Origin of the sequence: Streptomyces sp. NPDC002994, from assembly GCF_040611155.1 — a bacterium.
Lineage (GTDB): Bacteria > Actinomycetota > Actinomycetes > Streptomycetales > Streptomycetaceae > Streptomyces.
Genome location: NZ_JBEXNQ010000034.1, coordinates 54,749 through 71,155 on the forward strand (window position 1 = coordinate 54,749; position 16,407 = coordinate 71,155).

The 16,407-nt window shown below is 71.6% G+C and carries 14 protein-coding genes; 6 read left to right on the forward strand and 8 right to left on the reverse strand.

Translation table 11 applies throughout. From position 1 onward, the window contains the following. Positions 1–66: 66 nt before the first annotated feature. The 3 genes from thiE (at position 67) to ABZX79_RS32980 (ending at position 2,648) form a co-directional block, all read left to right on the forward strand. On the forward strand, positions 67–723 hold the full coding sequence (gene thiE / locus ABZX79_RS32970) for a thiamine phosphate synthase (RefSeq protein ID WP_355266064.1): 657 nt from the start codon (positions 67–69) through the stop codon (positions 721–723). 119 nt (positions 724–842) lie between these two features. Further along, complete coding sequence (metF, locus tag ABZX79_RS32975; protein WP_355266067.1) at positions 843–1,760, forward strand: methylenetetrahydrofolate reductase [NAD(P)H]; 918 nt, start codon at positions 843–845, stop codon at positions 1,758–1,760. A gap of 51 nt (positions 1,761–1,811) precedes the next feature. Continuing rightward, the gene (locus ABZX79_RS32980; RefSeq protein ID WP_355266069.1) at positions 1,812–2,648 is read left to right on the forward strand and encodes a hypothetical protein; all 837 of its coding nucleotides are present in this window, start codon (positions 1,812–1,814) and stop codon (positions 2,646–2,648) included. A 36-nt stretch (positions 2,649–2,684) separates the two neighbouring features. On the opposite strand, the gene ABZX79_RS32985 is transcribed toward ABZX79_RS32980, so the two are convergent. The 4 genes from ABZX79_RS32985 to ABZX79_RS33000 form a co-directional block, all read right to left on the reverse strand. Continuing rightward, on the reverse strand, positions 2,685–4,193 hold the full coding sequence (locus ABZX79_RS32985; RefSeq protein WP_355266072.1) for an NAD(P)/FAD-dependent oxidoreductase: 1,509 nt from the start codon (positions 4,191–4,193) through the stop codon (positions 2,685–2,687). A 417-nt stretch (positions 4,194–4,610) separates the two neighbouring features. Next, positions 4,611–5,222 (reverse strand): TetR/AcrR family transcriptional regulator, encoded by a 612-nt coding sequence (locus tag ABZX79_RS32990; protein WP_355266075.1) that lies wholly within the window; start codon positions 5,220–5,222, stop codon positions 4,611–4,613. Positions 5,223–5,233: 11 nt separating this feature from the next. Continuing rightward, on the reverse strand, positions 5,234–7,402 hold the full coding sequence (locus tag ABZX79_RS32995; protein WP_355266078.1) for a YhgE/Pip domain-containing protein: 2,169 nt from the start codon (positions 7,400–7,402) through the stop codon (positions 5,234–5,236). Beyond that, positions 7,374–8,147 carry an ATP-binding cassette domain-containing protein gene (locus ABZX79_RS33000; protein WP_355266081.1) on the reverse strand — a complete coding sequence of 258 codons (774 nt, stop codon included), beginning with the start codon at positions 8,145–8,147 and terminating at the stop codon, positions 7,374–7,376. The genes ABZX79_RS32995 and ABZX79_RS33000 overlap by 29 nt, the downstream gene beginning before the upstream one ends. A gap of 154 nt (positions 8,148–8,301) precedes the next feature. On the opposite strand from ABZX79_RS33000, the gene ABZX79_RS33005 reads away from it, so the two are divergent. From ABZX79_RS33005 to ABZX79_RS33015, 3 genes are all read left to right on the forward strand, one after another. Beyond that, positions 8,302–8,799 carry an SAV_6107 family HEPN domain-containing protein gene (locus tag ABZX79_RS33005; protein WP_355266084.1) on the forward strand — a complete coding sequence of 166 codons (498 nt, stop codon included), beginning with the start codon at positions 8,302–8,304 and terminating at the stop codon, positions 8,797–8,799. Positions 8,800–8,918: 119 nt separating this feature from the next. Next, entirely contained in the window at positions 8,919–9,689 is a 771-nt protein-coding gene (locus ABZX79_RS33010; protein ID WP_355266087.1) for a methyltransferase, read from the forward strand. A 282-nt stretch (positions 9,690–9,971) separates the two neighbouring features. Beyond that, on the forward strand, positions 9,972–10,376 hold the full coding sequence (locus tag ABZX79_RS33015) for a DUF3040 domain-containing protein (protein ID WP_214977466.1): 405 nt from the start codon (positions 9,972–9,974) through the stop codon (positions 10,374–10,376). Positions 10,377–10,494: 118 nt separating this feature from the next. Here ABZX79_RS33015 and ABZX79_RS33020 read toward each other — a convergent pair whose 3' ends face one another. The 4 genes from ABZX79_RS33020 to ABZX79_RS33035 form a co-directional block, all read right to left on the reverse strand. Further along, on the reverse strand, positions 10,495–12,933 hold the full coding sequence (locus ABZX79_RS33020) for a DUF3488 and transglutaminase-like domain-containing protein (RefSeq protein ID WP_355266090.1): 2,439 nt from the start codon (positions 12,931–12,933) through the stop codon (positions 10,495–10,497). Continuing rightward, a complete protein-coding gene (locus ABZX79_RS33025; RefSeq protein ID WP_355266093.1) occupies positions 12,930–14,387 on the reverse strand; it encodes a DUF58 domain-containing protein in 1,458 nt (485 codons plus the stop codon). The genes ABZX79_RS33020 and ABZX79_RS33025 overlap by 4 nt, the downstream gene beginning before the upstream one ends. Beyond that, a complete protein-coding gene (locus ABZX79_RS33030) occupies positions 14,387–15,421 on the reverse strand; it encodes a MoxR family ATPase (protein WP_355266096.1) in 1,035 nt (344 codons plus the stop codon). The genes ABZX79_RS33025 and ABZX79_RS33030 overlap by 1 nt, the downstream gene beginning before the upstream one ends. Before the next feature lie 202 nt (positions 15,422–15,623). Further along, on the reverse strand, positions 15,624–16,187 hold the full coding sequence (locus ABZX79_RS33035) for a carbonic anhydrase (protein WP_355266099.1): 564 nt from the start codon (positions 16,185–16,187) through the stop codon (positions 15,624–15,626). Positions 16,188–16,407 lie beyond the last annotated feature (220 nt).

Consider the following 16,407-nt stretch of genomic DNA (forward strand, 5'->3'; position numbering starts at 1 on the left):
ACACCCCCCCGGGGGCCCGGGGCCGCCGCCCCCCCGCCCACCGCCCACCAACGGGGGGACACCACCATGCCCGCGTCCACGAAGCGCGCACTGCTCGCCGATGCCCGGCTGTACCTGTGCACGGACGCGCGAAAGCGTCAGGGCGACCTTCCGGAGTTCCTGGACGCCGTCCTGTCCTCCGGCGTGGACATCGTGCAGCTGCGCGACAAGGGAATGGAGGCCGGCGAGGAGCTGGAGCACCTCCAGGTCTTCGACGATGCCTGCCGCAGGCACGGCAAACTGCTCGCCGTGAACGACCGGGCCGACGTGGCCCACGCCATCGGCGCCGGCGTACTGCACCTGGGACAGGGTGACCTGCCGGTTCCGGCCGCCCGGGCGATCCTCGGCGCCGACGTCCTCGTCGGCCGCTCCACGCACGGTGAGGCGGAGGTCGACGCGGCCGTCGCCGAGCCTGGCGTGGACTACTTCTGCACGGGCCCCTGCTGGCCCACCCCCACCAAGCCCGGCCGTTACGCCCCCGGCCTCGGCCTCGTCCGGTACGCCGCCGGGCTGCGCCAGGACCGGCCGTGGTTCGCGATCGGCGGCATCGACGCGGGCAATCTCGACGAGGTGCTGGACGCGGGTGCCCGCAGGGTCGTGGTCGTACGGGCGATCACCGAGGCCGACGACCCGGCCGCCGCCGCGGCCGCGCTCGCGAAGAGGGTCAGGGCGTACGCCGTATAGCCGTCCCGGGCTGGGCCACGACTGTCCACGGTTGTCCGATAGGTGGACAACAATCTGGCAATACGGACAAAACCCCTGCTTTTGTTGGGGCCACGCCGAGGCCTGGTTAACCTGCGGGTATGGCCCTTGGCACAGCTTCGACCAGGACGGATCACGCACCCACCGTGCGTGAGCTGCTCGCGACCGGCAAAACTTCGTACTCGTTCGAGTTCTTCGCGCCCAGGACCGAAAAGGGTGAGCGGAACCTCTGGAACGCGCTGCGCCGGGTCGAGGCGGTAGCCCCCAGCTTCGTCTCCGTGACGTACGGAGCGGGCGGATCCACCCGCGCCGGAACGGTCGGGGCCACCGAGCAGATCGCCTCCGACTCCACGCTCACCCCGGTCGCGCACCTCACGGCGGTGGACCACTCCGTCGCCGAACTGCGCAACATGATCGGCCAGTACGCGGACGCCGGAATCCGGAACATCCTCGCCGTGCGCGGAGACCCGCCCGGCGACCCGATGGGCGAGTGGGTCGAGCACCCTCAGGGCGTGCGGTACGCCGCCGACCTGGTCCGGCTCATCAAGGAGTCCGGCGACTTCTGCGTGGGCGTCGCGGCCTTCCCCGAGATGCACCCGCGCTCGACCGACTGGGACACCGACATCGGGCACTTCGTGGACAAGTGCCGCGCCGGCGCAGACTACGCGATCACCCAGATGTTCTTCGATCCGGAGAACTATCTGCGGCTGCGCGACTCGGTCGCCGCCGCGGGCTGCGAGACCCCGATCATCCCGGAGGTCATGCCCGTAACGGGTACCAAGCAGTTGGACAGGCTTCCGCAGCTCAGCAACGCGCACTTCCCGGCCGCCGTGAAAGAGCGGATCCTCGCCGTCAAGGACGATCCGGCCGCTGTACGCTCCATTGGCATCGAGTTCGCCACGGAGTTCTGCGCGAGGCTGCTCTCCGAGGGCGTACCCGGATTGCACTTCATCACGCTCAACAACTCCACGGCGACGCTCGAGATCTACGAGAATCTCGGACTGCACGAGCAGTCCTGACCGGCCGTACCCGCCTCCTTTCGCGGGAGCGGCCGTAGGAGAGGGGCGGGCATGGGCTGGGCGGTCCTCTACATCGCGTTCGGAGTTGTCGCACTGTGGCTGCTCGGCGAAGTGCTGCTGCAGTACAAGGCGCGCCTGAGATGGCGGCTGCTTGCCTTCGCCGGCTTCATGGGCGTGGTGCTCGGTGTGCTGATGCCGTCCGTGTTCGTGATCGCGGGCGGCGCGGTCGCCTTCGCGATCGGTCAGACGTACGTCACCCTGTCGTTCCGCCGCGGCTTCTCGACGGGCTGGGCGATCGGCGGCAAGCCGGGTGAGAGCCGCCGCCGCAAGCGCGGCACGCGGCCCGTCGAGCAGGAGCCGACGTTGGAGGTGTCGGACCTCGAGTACGAGCCGGCCGCCGACCCGGCGGAGCCGGTGTACGCACCGGTGCAGCCGCTGCCGGACGAGACGGGGCAGTACGGCGTGTACGACGTGGCGGCGTACGCGGCCGAACAGCAGTCCCGCAGCGACGGGTTCGGCGCCGGGTACGGCACGTACGACACCTACTCCGGCTACGACCAGCCCCACCAGGAGACGTACACCGGCCAGTACGACTACGCGCCCGACCAGCAGCAGTACGCCGCCTACTCCGACCCGTACATCGGCACCCAGCAGTACGGCGGCCAGCAGTACGGCGGCCAGGATTACGGAACGCAGGAGTACGGAACCCCGGAGTACGGCGCTCAGCAGTACAGCGCCCAGCAGTACACCAACGAGACCCCGCCCGGCGGCGTCTGGGTCCCGCAGCAGCGTGACGGCGAGCAGCCCTTCAGCGACGAGCAGCCGGCCCAGGAGCCGTACCAGAACGGCTACGACAACACCGGCTACAACGAGCAGTACCGCTACTGACCAACCGGGACCCAGCCCTGGCCCCCGCCCGCCTTCCTACTGCGAGCCGCGGAAGCCCTCCCCCTCGACGACGAGCCCCGCGACGAGGGCGCCCGACATTCCGGCGTGCGCCAGCCCGCCGCCGGGATGCGCCCAGCCTCCGGCCAGCAGAAGGCCGGGCAGCCGCGTGCTGTTGGCCGGGTGCAGCAGGCGGCCCTCGGCGCCGGCCAGCGAGGGCGGCGGCACCGCACCTCCCGGGGCGCCGGTCGCGGCCGCTGTGTCCGCCGGGGTGCGGACCTCGCGCCAGAGCAGGCGCTCGCGGAGGTCCGGCACGGCCGCGAGCGCGGCCCCGACCACCGCGTCGGCGTACCGCCCGGCCAGCGCTTCGTCCGTCCAGTCGACGGGACCCTGCGCGGCGACGGTCGCCGTGAGCGTGACGGCCTCGTGCGCGTCGTCCGGGCGGGTCAGCGGGTCGTCGGGCCGCAGCACGGTGACGGTGGGACGCTCGGCGTGCTCGCCGGCGAACGCCGCCGACGCCTGTGCGCCGCCGCCGGGGGAGTGGACCACCGTCCGGTGCGCGGCGCCGTCCTGGCGGCCGCCGCGCAGCGCGAGGAACACCGTGAGCCGGCTCGGGGGAACCGGTCCCGGCGCGACGTCGTCAGCGGCCCACACCTCACGCCCCGGTGTCATACCGCCGAGGAGGCGGGGGTCGCCCCCGAAGACCACCGAGTCCGCCGCGGCGACCGTGCCGTCGGCCAGCTCGACGCCCGCCGCGCGGCCGTCCTTCTCCGCGATGGCGACGACCTCGGCGCCGAAGGCGAACTCCACCTTGCGGGCCAGGCACCGCTCGTACAGCGCCCGCGCCAGTTCCCGCATCCCACCGCGCACATACCAGCTGCCGAAGGTTTGCTCCATGTACGGCAGTACGGCGGCCGCCGCGGGTGCGCCGCGCGGATCGAGGCCGTACGCCAGGGCGTAACTGTCCAGCAGCGCGGCCAGCCGGGGGTCAGCCAGCTCCCACGCGCCGATTTCCGCGACCGTCGCCGCCGCGCGGTCGCGCCGCAGCAGCCTGCGTCGGCGCAGCGACGGATACGGGTCACGGCCGAGCACCTGCCAGTTGGGCCACAGCGGTTCTTCGAGCAGGGGCCGCCTGGTCCGGTCCCACGCGTCGCGGGCCCGGTTCAGGAAGTCGCCCCAGCGCTCACCCGTTCCGGCGCCGAGCGCCGCGTCCAGCGCGGAAACGACACCGGCGCGCGAGGCGTTGGGCAGCGAGACGTCCGTACCGTCGGCGAAGAGGTGGCGGCTCGCCGGGTCCACGGGGTCGAGACCGACGCACTGCTCCAGGGACTCCTTGCCGGTCTTGGCGAACAGGTCCCGGTACACGGCGGGCAAGTGCAGCAGGCCCGGCCCCGTGTCGAAGACGAAGCCGTCCCGCTCGAACCTGCCCAGCGCGCCGCCGTACGTCGCCGCGCGCTCGTACACCACCACGCGGTGGCCCGCGACGGCCAGCCGGGCGGCGGACGCCATCGCGCCCATCCCGGAGCCGATCACCACAATCCGTGCCATGCCAGGGACTTTAGCGGCCACCACTGACAACCCGGCCGCCACGGGTGGGGAGTACGAACGCGGGCGCGATCGTCACCAGTCGCCGGCCGGCTCGGCTGGGGCTGAGCACGCAGGGGTGAGTATCCGTACCTAGTACAGGAGATGAGTAGCTTCGCGGATGGGCTCCCACCTGCGCAGACGGAAGAGTGGGGACCACGGAAGGGGCGCAGCGCCGATACCGCCGACACGGGGCGGCGGAGCGGCGCGGCTCCCCTGACGGAGCGGGGGTGTACCACGGGGGTCGGGGGACCCGCGGGGGAGGAGAAGGGAAACGCCGGTCCGGCGAGGCTCGGGGGGATCGAGCCTCGAAGGACCGGCGTTTTTCGCTGTTCCCAGCCGCTCTCCAGCCGCTCTCCAGCCGTGCTCCGGCGACGCTCCCTAGCGACGCCCGCTCACCCGGCCGTGCAGCAGCAGCGACAGCGCGGAGTGCACGTCGTCGATCGTCCGCTCGCGCTGGAACGCCTGCCAGTCGAGCGCCGCCACCAGCACCATGCCGACCAGTGCGGCCGCCGTCAGCGGAATGTCGATCTCCTGGCTCAGTTCGCCGTTCTCGACGCCCTCGCGCAGCACCGTCTCGACGACGGCGACGGCTTCCTGCCGCACCACCAGGAGCGTCGACTGCCAGGCCCTGTTGGTGCGCCACAGTTCGGCGACGTACAGCTGGGTGAAGGCCGGATAGCGGTCGATGAAGCCAAGACCGGCCCTGATCATCGCGTCGAGGGCCTCCACCTTGGTGCCGCCGCGCTCGTCCGTTTCGTCGGCTGCCGCCTGCAGCGAGGTGGTGAGCAGTCCTACACCGTGCCGCAGCAGCTCCTCGAAGAGCTCGGTCTTGCTTTTGAAGTTGTAGTAGACCGTGCCCTTGGCGACGCCGGCGCGCTCCGCGATCTCGTCCACCGTCGTCGAGGAGAAGCCCTGCTCCGCGATGAGAGTGACGGCCGCCTCGTAGAGCTTCTGCTTGGTGCCGGAGCGGCGCGTTCTGCTGCTTTCCATGGACACGATTCTCACAGGCTGAGCTCCGGGTGGAGACGATCGAGGGTCCACACCTGCTTGCGCCGCGCCGAGACGGCCGTCAGCGCCAGCGCTCCGACGGTGAAGGCCAGCAGCACGAGGCTGCCTGTCCACACCGGCTCCAGGCCGCCGCCCGTGATGAGCCGGCGCAGGCCCTCCACGACGTAAGTCATCGGCAGGAAGGGGTGGATGGCGTTGAAGAACCCCGGACTGGTCTGTACGGGGTACGTGCCGCCCGCCGAGGTCAGCTGGAGCATCAGAACGGCGAGGACCAGGATGCGTCCCGCCGCGCCGAACCGGGCGTTGAGCCACTGCACGATCGCGGAGAAACAACCCGTCACGAGTACCAGGAAACCGATCGTTCCCGCGGCGCGTTCCATCCGCAGTCCCAGGCCCCAGTGCAGTACGGACATGAGCGCGGCCACTTGCAGCACCCCGAGCGCGGCCACCGGCAGCCAGCCCGCCAGGGCGATCCGCCAGGCGGAGGCTCCCACGGCGAGGGCGCGCCGGTTGAGCGGCTGGATCAGCATGTACGCCACCATCGCGCCGACCCACAGGGACAGCGGGATGAAGTACGGGGCGAATCCGGTGCCGTAATTGGGCGCCTTGTGCATCGACTGGGAGGCGAGCTGGACCGGGTCGGCCATCACGCCGGTGCGCTGGTCACGGTTCTCCTTGTCGTAGTCCGGGATCCGGCCGACGCCCTTGTGCAGGCCGCCGGCGAGTTCGCCGGAGCCGTCGGCGAGCTTGATCAGGCCGCCGTTCAGTTCCCCGGCGCCGGACTGGAGCCTGCCGAGCCCGTTGTCGAGATCGGTGGCGCCGTTCTTGAGCCTTCCGATGCCGTTGTCCAGGTCGCCGGCGCCCGTCTTCGCGGTGGCCAGGCCCGTGTTGAGCTTCGCGGCGCCCTGGGCGACCTTCTTCGCGCCGGCGTTGAGCGCGTTGACCTTGGCGACGGCGCTGTTCAGGTCCTCGTCCAGGTGAGGCGCCCGCTTCGACAGCTCGCGCGCCTGCTGCTGGAGCTTGGCAAGATCCTTGTCCAGCTGGGTCAGGGCGCCGCGCTGGTTCTTGATGAGGTTGTTGACGTCCGAGGCGACGAGAGCCGTCTTGGCGGCCGCCTCGTCGGCCCTCTTCAGCTGCGGGCAAGCGGGGTCGGGGAGAGGCTGGCTCACACAGCGCGCCTCGTAGACGGTGTGCAGGTCGGCGGCGGCCGCACGGGCATCGTCGGCCGCTCCGGGCGCTTCCTTCACGAGGGAGCCGAGTCCGTCGCGGACCCCCTGGGTCGTGTCGGCGACGAGCTTCGCCGTGTCCCCGATCGTCTTGCCGTTGTCCTTGAGGTGCGGCCCGATCGCGTCGGAGATGCCGTTGACCTTGTCGGCGAGGGTCTGCGTTCCGTCAGCGACCTGCTGCGAGCCGCTCTTCAGGTCGCCCGATCCCTTGTGCAGCTTGGTCACGCCGGCGGACAGGTCGCCGCTGCCCTTCTTGGCGTCCTTCAGTCCGTTCTCGAGCCTCTGTGAGCCGGCCTTGGCCGTGTTGAGGCCGCTCTTGAGATCGCCCGAGCCCTTCTGCGCCTTTCCGATCCCGCCCTTGATCTCGTCGGCGCCCTTGGCCGCCTTCTCGGTGGCGTCATGGATGTCGGAGAAGGAGATGAAGATCTTGTCGAGGAACGAACGGGAGGCGTTCTTCGAGGCCGCGGTCCGAACCTCCGAAAAGACCGTTCGCGAGATCTGCCCGACGATGTAGTTGTTCGCGTCGTTGGTACGCACCTGAAGGGCGCTCGTCTCGGGAACGTCGCCCGAGCTGGAAGCGATCCGCTCGCTGAAGTCCGACGGCATGGTCAGGGACAGGTAGTACGCGCCCTCCTCAACCCCCCTGCGGGCCTCCTCGGAACTCACCTCGTGCCATTCGAAGACCTTGCTGTCGCGCAGCTTTCCGGTGATGTCGTCACCCGCGGCGATCTTCTTGCCGTCGGCGGTGGCGCCCTTGTCGTCGTTGACGAGTGCGACGGGTATCCGGTCGAGCCTGCCGTACGGGTCCCAGAAGGACCACAGGTACAGGGCGCCGTACAGCAGGGGAAGCAGCAGCAGCGCGACGAGCGCGGCGCGCGGCAGCCTCCCCCTGCCGAACCGCTTCAGCTCAAGCGCGGCCAGTTTCGGCGAGCGCATCGTCCGCCCCCTCTTCGGTGTCGTTGGAGTTGTCGGTTCCGGTGGTGACGCGCAGCGCGTCGTCGGGCGCCTCACTGCACACCGCGACGACGGTCGTCCCCCCTCGGGCGACGGACCGCAGCAGTTCCCAGGCCTGCGCGCGTTCGGCGTCGGAGAGCTTGAGGTCCATGTCGTCCACGGCGAGCAGCCTGGGGCGGCCCATCAGCGCCAGCCCGACGGACAGGCGCAGCGCCTCCAGGCGCTCCAGGTCCCGTACGGACGTACGCGCCCCCTTGGGCAGCGTGTCCACGTCCAGGCCGGCGGCGTCCAGCGCGGCGTCGATCCTGGCCCGCGCGTCGGCCGCGCGCTCGGCGCGGGGCCGCAGCAGGGCGCGCAGGGAGGCAGGTGAGCCGGCGTAGTGGCGCTGGAGGAGCACGCGCTCCCGCAGGTGCTCGGCGACCGTGAAGGCCGGGTCGAGCTCGCTGACGCCGGTGACCGGGCCGAGCGCGCTCATGCGGCGTACGGCGGCCATCTTCTTCGGCAGGCGCAGGCCGCCGACCTCCGCGTGGCCCTCGGTGGCGCGCATGCGGCCGGTGAGGGCGAGCAGGAGGCAGGTGCGGCCGGAGCCGGACGGGCCCTCGACCGCGACGATCGCGCCGGGCTCCGCCGCGATGCTCACGCCGCGGAACGCCCAGCCGCGCGGGCCCTTCAGTCCGAAGCCCTCCGCGGTGACAGCTGCCCCGTGCGTGCTGCTCGGGCTGTCCACAAGCCCTCCCCTTATTTGAACTGACCAGTCAGTGCAAAAACTATCCCGAACCTGCGATCGAAGCAAAAGGCCAGGTCAGCGCGGATTGTCAGTGGCGCCCTTCACCATGGACACATACGGCTACAGAGCCGTCACGCGACGAAGGAGGCTCGTCATGGCTCACACGTCTTCTCGTACGTCCTCTCGCCCGTCCTCAGACGTCCACCCCGTGCCGCGCAGGGCCGGTGCGCCGCCCGCCGCCCTCGATCTGCTCGCCCAGGCCCGCGGCGGGCTGGACGAGGCCACCGGCCTCGAAGTGCCGAACGAGCGGTACGCCACGGCCCACCTCGCCGCCCTGCGCACCGCCGCCGCCGTCCTCGCGGCCCGCGGCCGGCCGGAGACCGCGCCCCGGCGCCGGCGGATCCGCAGCGCCTGGGAGGTGCTTCCGGAGATCGCCCCGGAACTGACCGAGTGGAGCGCCCTGTTCGCCTCGGGCGCCCGCCGCCGCGCCCGCGCGGAAGCGGGCATACAGGGAGCGGCGAGCACCCGGGACGCCGACGACCTGGTGCGCGACGTGGCGATGTTCCTGAGCCTGGTCGAGCGGCTGCTCGTGCTCGATCCGGTGCTGCCGCTGCCCCGTACCGGGAGTACGGACCACTCGGAGGCGGGATGACGGGTGCGGTTCGCGGAGGCAATAGGGTGGGCAGGGCGTTGAGAGCCTGTGTCTGAGCGCCCCGCACCGTTCACCGCCCCCGCCGCCCGCGGCGGCACCGCGCCGAGGAGTCAACTGCCGTGTCGGACCCGATGCGCCCCCGCGCCTCCCTCCGTACCGCCGTGGTCTGGGAGGTCCTCAAGGACGCTCTCGACCGCAAGGCCGAGGCGGCCGGGAGCGACGCCCTGGACGTCCTCGACACCGGCGGCGGCACGGGCAACTTCGCGGTGCCCGTCGCCCGCCTCGGCCACCGCGTCACCGTCGTCGACCCCAGCCCCAACGCGCTGTTCGCGCTGGAGCGACGGGCCGCCGAGGCAGGCGTCGCCGACCGCGTGCGCGGCGTGCAGGGCGACATCCACGGCCTCTTCGACGTCGTCGACCGCGGCGGGTACGACGCGGTCCTGTGCCACGGCGTCCTCGAATACGTCGACGACCCGGCCGAGGGCGTGCGTAACGCCGTCGACGCCCTCCGCCCCTCCGGCACCCTGAGCCTGCTTGCCGCAGGCCTCGGCGGCGCCGTACTGGCCAGGGCCCTCGCCGGTCACTTCACCGAGGCCAGGCAGGCCCTCGCCGACCCGGCGGGCCGCTGGGGCGAGGGCGACCCGGTGCCACGGCGCTTCACCGCCGATCAGCTCACCGAACTGGTCGCCAAGGCCGGCGTCGAGGTCGGCGCCGTCCACGGTGTACGGGTCTTCGCCGACCTCGTCCCCGGCGCCCTGGTGGACACCGAGCCCGGCGCCCTGGACGCCCTGCTCAAGCTGGAGGCCGCGGCGGCCGAGCTCCCCGCCTTCCACTCCGTCGCGACCCAGTTGCACGTTCTCGGCGAGAAGCAGGGGCCCGGCGAGCGCTGAGGAACGGTCCCAGCGGGCGCGAAAAGCGGCTGATCAGCAACGCAGTGGCAGATGGAGTCCGCCACAGGCCCCCCGATCGGCCGCCTTGCCCCGTATGATCGGAGCACACCGTGCGCATGGCGGATCGGCCCATGGGGAATGTCTTCCTCAGGCAACCGAAACGGCATGGCGGCCCGGATTGTGAATTGGCGTAGAGGGCGGGTTTCACGGGGGCGATTCCCTGCCTATTCTGAAAGGGCCGCAAACGGTCGCCCCCCGCGACCGACGAGTAGGAGGACTCCCGTGCCGCTCTCGGAGCACGAGCAGCGAATGCTCGAGCAGATGGAGCGAGCGCTGTACGCCGAAGATCCCAAGTTCGCGACAGCGCTTGAGGGAAGCGGGCTGCGTACGTACACCCGACGACGGGTCTACCAGGCAGTCGCAGGCTTTCTGGTGGGTATCGCGCTCCTCATGGCCGGAATGGTCGCACAGCAGATCTGGGTCAGCGTGGTGGGCTTCCTTGTGATGCTCGGCTGCGCGGTGCTCGCGGTCACCGGCTGGCGCAAGGCCCCGAAGCCGGGGGAGCAATCGGCTCCCGGCACCGGTACTGGCACGGCTGCTCGCAGCCAGCCTCGGCAGCGACGTTCGGTCATGGACCGGATCGAGCAGCGGTGGCAGCGCCGCCGTGACGAGGGCCAGGGCCACTGACACGCTGACATCGGCCGCGTTCGCTGATCGGACAAGCGATCGATCGCATCCAACACTTGCTTACGAGTGAGGGGTGACCGCTTCCACGCGGTCACCCCTCACTTCGTATTCCCGCCCGTCAGCCGCGCTGCCGGGACGGGCGGCGCCGCAGGGCGACCGCCCACCTCGCCCGGCTCTCGAAGGTCCAGCGACTACCGGCCCACCGGTTCGTCATGGCCGCCCAGCGCCCCGACACGGCCCACACCACCCGGACAGCCGAGCGCGGTGCGAGAACCGCCCGCAGACGCGCTCCCCGACCGGCCGAGGCCCGCAGACCCGCCCGTACCAGCTGCGCCTCCTCGGCGAGACTGCCCGAGACGGCAGGCCGCGGGGAGTAGAGCACCAGCTCCACCGCACCCGCCGCCCGGTGCACCGCATCGGCCGAGGCACCTTCGAGCTCGCCCAGGCGCACCATCCGCGCGGCGGCCTTGCGCGGCGTCTGCGACTCGTCCGGCGCAATGCCGAAGTCCCACGCCGCGTCGGTGATCTCCCGCCAGCCGGCCAGCGTACGAGCGGCCGCATCCGCGGGCGTGCGCCCCCCGGACCCCAGCCGTTGCGCACGTACCCGGCTCCGCCACAGCAGCGGCAGCAGCACCAGGAGCACCACAAGAGCCACGCCCAGGGTCACCAGCAGCACCGGACCGAGCGGGAATCCCGTATCAGTGGGCCCGGCACCGCCCTGCTGCGCGGGCCCGCCGCACTCGCCCTGCCTCCTCATCTGCGGGGGGCAGCTGTCCGTGACGCTCGGCGCCGCCGAAGGCGCGTCCGAGGTGCTCGGCTGCGCCTGCGCGGGGTTGGAGGCGCTGCCCGACGGCGTCTCCTCGCGGGTGTACTCGGGCACCGAGCCACGGGTCGGCGTCGGCTCGAACCGCGTCCACCCCACGCCCTCGAAGTACAGCTCCGGCCAGGCGTGCGCATCGCGCAGGCCGACCGACATGGTGCCGTCGGGCTTCGCGGAGCCGGGCGTGAAGCCCACGGCCACCCGCGCCGGGATCCCCAGCGTCCTGGCCATCGCGGCCATCGAGAAGGAGAAGTGGACGCAGAAGCCTTCCTTGTCCCGGAGGAAGCGGGCGATCGCGGCCGTACCGCTGCCGGACCGCACCTGTGTGTCGTACGTGAAGCCGCCCTTTGAGGCGAACCAGTCCTGGAGCGCGACCGCCCGCTCGTAGTCGTTCGAGGCGTCCTTCGTCACCTCGAGCGCCGTCGACCTGACCACCTCCGGCAGCGAACCGGGGACCTTGGTGTAGTCGCGCAACAGGTCGGCCGGCGGCGCGGCGGCCGCGGCCAGCTGCTCGGGCGTCGGCTGCACTATCAGGCTGCCCGCCGTGTAGCGCACACCCCGGGTGTTCTGGCCCCGGTCGCCGACGAGCGTGCGGCCGGCCGGTTCGTAACGCCAGCGGCCGCCGATGTCCACCCGCGTCGCCGGATAAGGGAGCGGCAGATAGCTCTGCGCGTACCAGCCGGCCGCCGAGACGCTGGAGTTGATCTCCGTCGTACGCACGCCGGGGCTGAGCCCCTGCGGCTGCGGCAGCCGCTCCGGTACGTCCTCGATCCGGCGCTCCGACGACTTCCACGCGGCGCCGTCGAACTGGTCGAGCGAGACGATCCGCAGATAGAGATCCTTCGTGTCGTCCGTGTTCGTGCGGTACCGCAGCACCTCGCGGTCATCGGGCTGGTTGAGGCTGTTCTGCAGCGAGACCAGCGGATTGACCGCCGAAATGGTGCCGCCGCCGGAACCGCCACCGCCCCCGGTGCCCGTGCCGTTCAACAGACCGCCGTCCAGGGCGGGCAGCGCGGCGGGCACGACCAGGGCGACGCCCAGCGCCAGTACGCCGATCCGCCTGCCCGTACGGACCGGGGCGAGCGCGGAACCGCCCGCCGTCTCGAACCCGGCGGCTGTCGTACGGCCCTCGGTGCGCGGCGCACCGCCGAAGACGCGACCCCACTGCGAGAGCCGGTCCCGGCCCTCCGACAGCAGGAGCAGCAGGTAGCCGGAGGCCGCCAGCAGGAACCACAACCAGCTCGCGCCGCCCGGGGAAAGCCCAGCGGCCACCGAGTAGAGCGCGAGCAGCGGCAGCCCGGCCGGGGCCGCGCTGCGGAACGTCACCGCGATCGCGTCCACCGCCAGGGCGATCGCCAGGACCCCGCCGACCAGCATCAGCCTGATGCCCTCGCTCGCCGGCGCCGGGATGGCGAACCGCCCGACATCGTCCGTGCCCGCTTCCAGCAGCCTCGCGAACTCACCGATCGCGTCGGGCCCCGGCAGCACCCCGCCGATCGCCGAGTCCCTGGCGAACACCACGGTCAGCATCACCAGTGCCACCAGGGCCTGGACCGCCACGGTCAGCGTCCGCGCCAGCGGCACCCGCCGGGCGAGCGCTCCCACGCCCGCCTGGACCGAGACCAGCAGTACGGCCGTCAGGAACCAGGACGTCTTGTTGACCAGCGGCAGCAGCGCTCCCGCCGCCATCAAGGTGGCCGCCGTGGCGCACAGCGCCAGCCGTCCGCGACCGCTCATGACCATCCCCCCGTCGTGCGTGGCGCGGCGCCCGCGGGTGAGGCCCCCGAGCCGGCGCGCTGTCGTTCGGCCATCCGCCACAGGTCGGCCAGCGGCATGCCGGGCGGCACGGTCAGCACCGTCCACCCCGCCTCGCGCAGCGGCCGCACCCGTTCCTCGGCCGCGGCCGGAACGCGCGCCATGAGGCCCGCCGCGTCGGCCGCCCGGCCCTGCCCCGGGGCCTTCCCCTGCGTCCAGGTCTCGCTGTCCAGCACGAAGGCGACGGCGGCCCCACCGCGCTGGCGCATGCGCGCCGCCACGGCCGCCTGGTCCTCGTCCAGGTCGCCGAAGAAGGCGACCAGGAGCCCTTCGTTCCCGCCGCGCAGCACGTCGTACGACGCGGAGAGCCCCGCGCTGTCCGAGTGCCCGACGACGGCGAGCGTGTCCATCATCAGCCCGGCGGAGTCGGCCGTCTCCTGAGTGGCTCCGGCGAAGCCGCCGGCCCCCTCCCCGGGCACCGAATTGCCGGTGTCGGTCAACAGCCGTACCGAGAAGCCCCGTTCGAGCATGTGCACCAAGGCGGAAGCCGCCCCCGACACCGCCCACTCGAAGGCCGAGTCGGGCCCGGCCCCCTGGTACGCGACCCGCCGGGTGTCGAGCAGCACCGTGCACCTGGCCCGCTGCGGCTGCTCCTCGCGGCGCACCATCAGCTCGCCGTAGCGCGCGGTGGAGCGCCAGTGCACGCGGCGCAGGTCGTCGCCGTGCCGGTAGCCGCGCGGGATCACATCGTCCTCGCCGGCCAGCGCCAGCGAGCGGTTGCGCCCGTCGCCGTACCCCGACGCCTCGCCGGTCATCCGCACCGCGGGCAGCGCCTCGACGCGCGGGATCACGGTCAGGGTGTCGTACGCGCTGAACGAGCGGGTCAGCTCGCACATGCCGAAGGGGTCCGTCAGCCGCAGCTGGAGCGGCCCGAGCGGATAACGCCCGCGCAGGTCCGACCGGACCCGGTAGGACACCTCACGCCGGCCGCCCGCCTCCACCCGGTCCAGCACGAACCGGGGCCGCGGCCCCAGAACGTACGGCACCCGGTCCTGGAGCATCAGCAGACCGGTGGGCAGCCGCGAGACGTTGTCCAGCCGCAGATGTACGCGCGCCTCCGAGGCCGTCGGTACGCGCGACGGCGTCAGCCGCCGGCTGCCCGAGACCCGGTAACGCGTGCGGTACAGCACGGTCACGCACACCAGCGGCAGCACGGCGAGCAGCAGCCCGACCCGCAGCAGGTCGCCCTGCCCCAGGACGTACGCGCACACCGCGGCGGCCACACCGGCCGCCAGGAACGACCGGCCGCGCGTGGTCAACCCCGACAGCGCGGCCCGCAGACCGCCCTTGCCGTCGTCGTCCCTGCTGGTGTCGCCCCCACCGGTGTCGGCCCCGACGGGTGCGGCACCACCCCCAGGCGCCGGCGCAGCCGCCATCACAGTCGCCGTACGCCGGGCTGCTGAGCGCCGTACATCGGAGCAGCGGCAGGCGGCGTCGCCCTCCGCTCCGCCGTCGGCACGGCGGTGCGCTGGAGGATTTCCAGTACGACCTGCTCAGAGGTACGCCGGTTCAGCTGCGCCTGGGCGGTCGGCAGCAGCCGGTGCGCGAGCACCGCCACCGCGAGCGCCTGTACGTCGTCGGGCAGCGCGTAGTCCCGCCCGCTCAGCGCGGCGGACGCCTTGGCGGCGCGCAGCAGATGCAGCGTGGCACGCGGCGAGGCGCCGAGGCGCAGATCGGGGTGGCTGCGGGTGGCCGACACCAGCTCCACGGCGTACCGCCGCACCGCATCGGCCACGTGGACCGTACGGACCGCGTCGATGAGCTTCAGGATCTCGTGGGCGTGCGCCACCGGCTGGAGGTCGTCGAGCGGCGAGGCCGCGCCGTGCACATCCAGCATCTGGAGCTCGGCCTCGGCGCTCGGGTAGCCGATGGAGACCCGCGCCATGAAGCGGTCGCGCTGGGCCTCGGGCAGTGGGTACGTACCCTCCATCTCCACCGGGTTCTGCGTGGCGACCACCATGAAGGGCGACGGCAGCTCGTACGTCTGTCCGTCGATCGTGACCTGGCGCTCCTCCATCGACTCCAGCAGCGCGGACTGGGTCTTCGGCGACGCGCGGTTGATCTCGTCGCCGATCACGATCTGGGCGAAGATCGCGCCCGGTTTGAATTCGAAGTCACGCCGCTGCTGGTCGTAGATGCTGACGCCGGTGATGTCCGAAGGCAGCAGATCGGGCGTGAACTGAATACGCCGTACCGAACAGTCGATGGATCTCGCGAGCGCCTTCGCGAGCATCGTCTTGCCCACGCCCGGCACGTCTTCGATCAGCAGATGCCCCTCCGCGAGGAGCACGGTCAGCGAAAGGCGTACGACCTCAGGCTTGCCCTCGATCACACCCTCCACCGACCTGCGGACTCGCTCCACTGTGGTGGTCAGATCTGTGAGGCTCGCTCGATCGTCATAGGTCGTCACCCCGGCCCTCCTAGCCCGTTCAACGGGCCGGCGCCACAACGACGGAACGGCCCACCCCGAAATACGGACACCGCGCTCGGACGGTTCCGAGCGAGATGTCACACCCGCATTGTTGTTGCCGTTACCGCTTCGTGTCACTCGCCTGTGGATAACTGAGGGCGGTATGTCGGGGGTTGCCGTGCTTTCACCCGCGTGGCGGGTGCTACTTCACCGGGTCGATCTCCCGCAGCAGCCCGGTGGTCACGTCGAAGACGAAGCCGCGCACATCGTCGGTGTGCGGCAGGAACGGCGATGTCCGCACGCGCTGCATCGACTGGCGAACGTCCCGATCGACATCGCGGAACGCCTCGACGGCCCAGGAGGGACGCTGTCCGACCTCGTCCTCCAGCTCGTGCCTGAAGTCCTCGGTGAGGCCCTCCATGCCGCACTTGGTGTGGTGGATGAGTATGACGCTGCGGGTGCCGAGCGCGCGCTGGCTGATGGCCAGGGAGCGGATCACATCATCGGTGACCACACCGCCCGCGTTGCGGATGGTGTGGCAGTCGCCCAGTTCGAGGCCGAGTGCGGCGTGGGGGTCGAGGCGCGCGTCCATGCAGGCGACCACGGCGACGTGGAGGACGGGGCGCGCGTCCATCCCCGGGTTGTCGAAGCTCGCGGCGTACTGCCGGTTCGCCTCGACGAGGCGGTCGGTGACCGTGCCGCCCGTGAGGGCCTCGGCGGTCTTCGCGGCGTTGGGTTCGGCGGGAAGGTGCGCGGAAGTCGACATGCCTCAGACGTTAATAGGCGCGGCCGGTGCCGGCTCGCTGTGAGAAGGGACAAAGAACGTCAACAGGGCTTGTTGTGAGGTAACCCACAGGCGTCACGAAGCATCCTCCGTACGGGTGAACGTAAGGCCGCGCGACGCGCTGGCCCGTTGATTGACCGGGCGGACGAGTCGACTAAAGTGACGCGAAGTGGGTGGCGTGACGCGTCCCTTACTGCTTTAC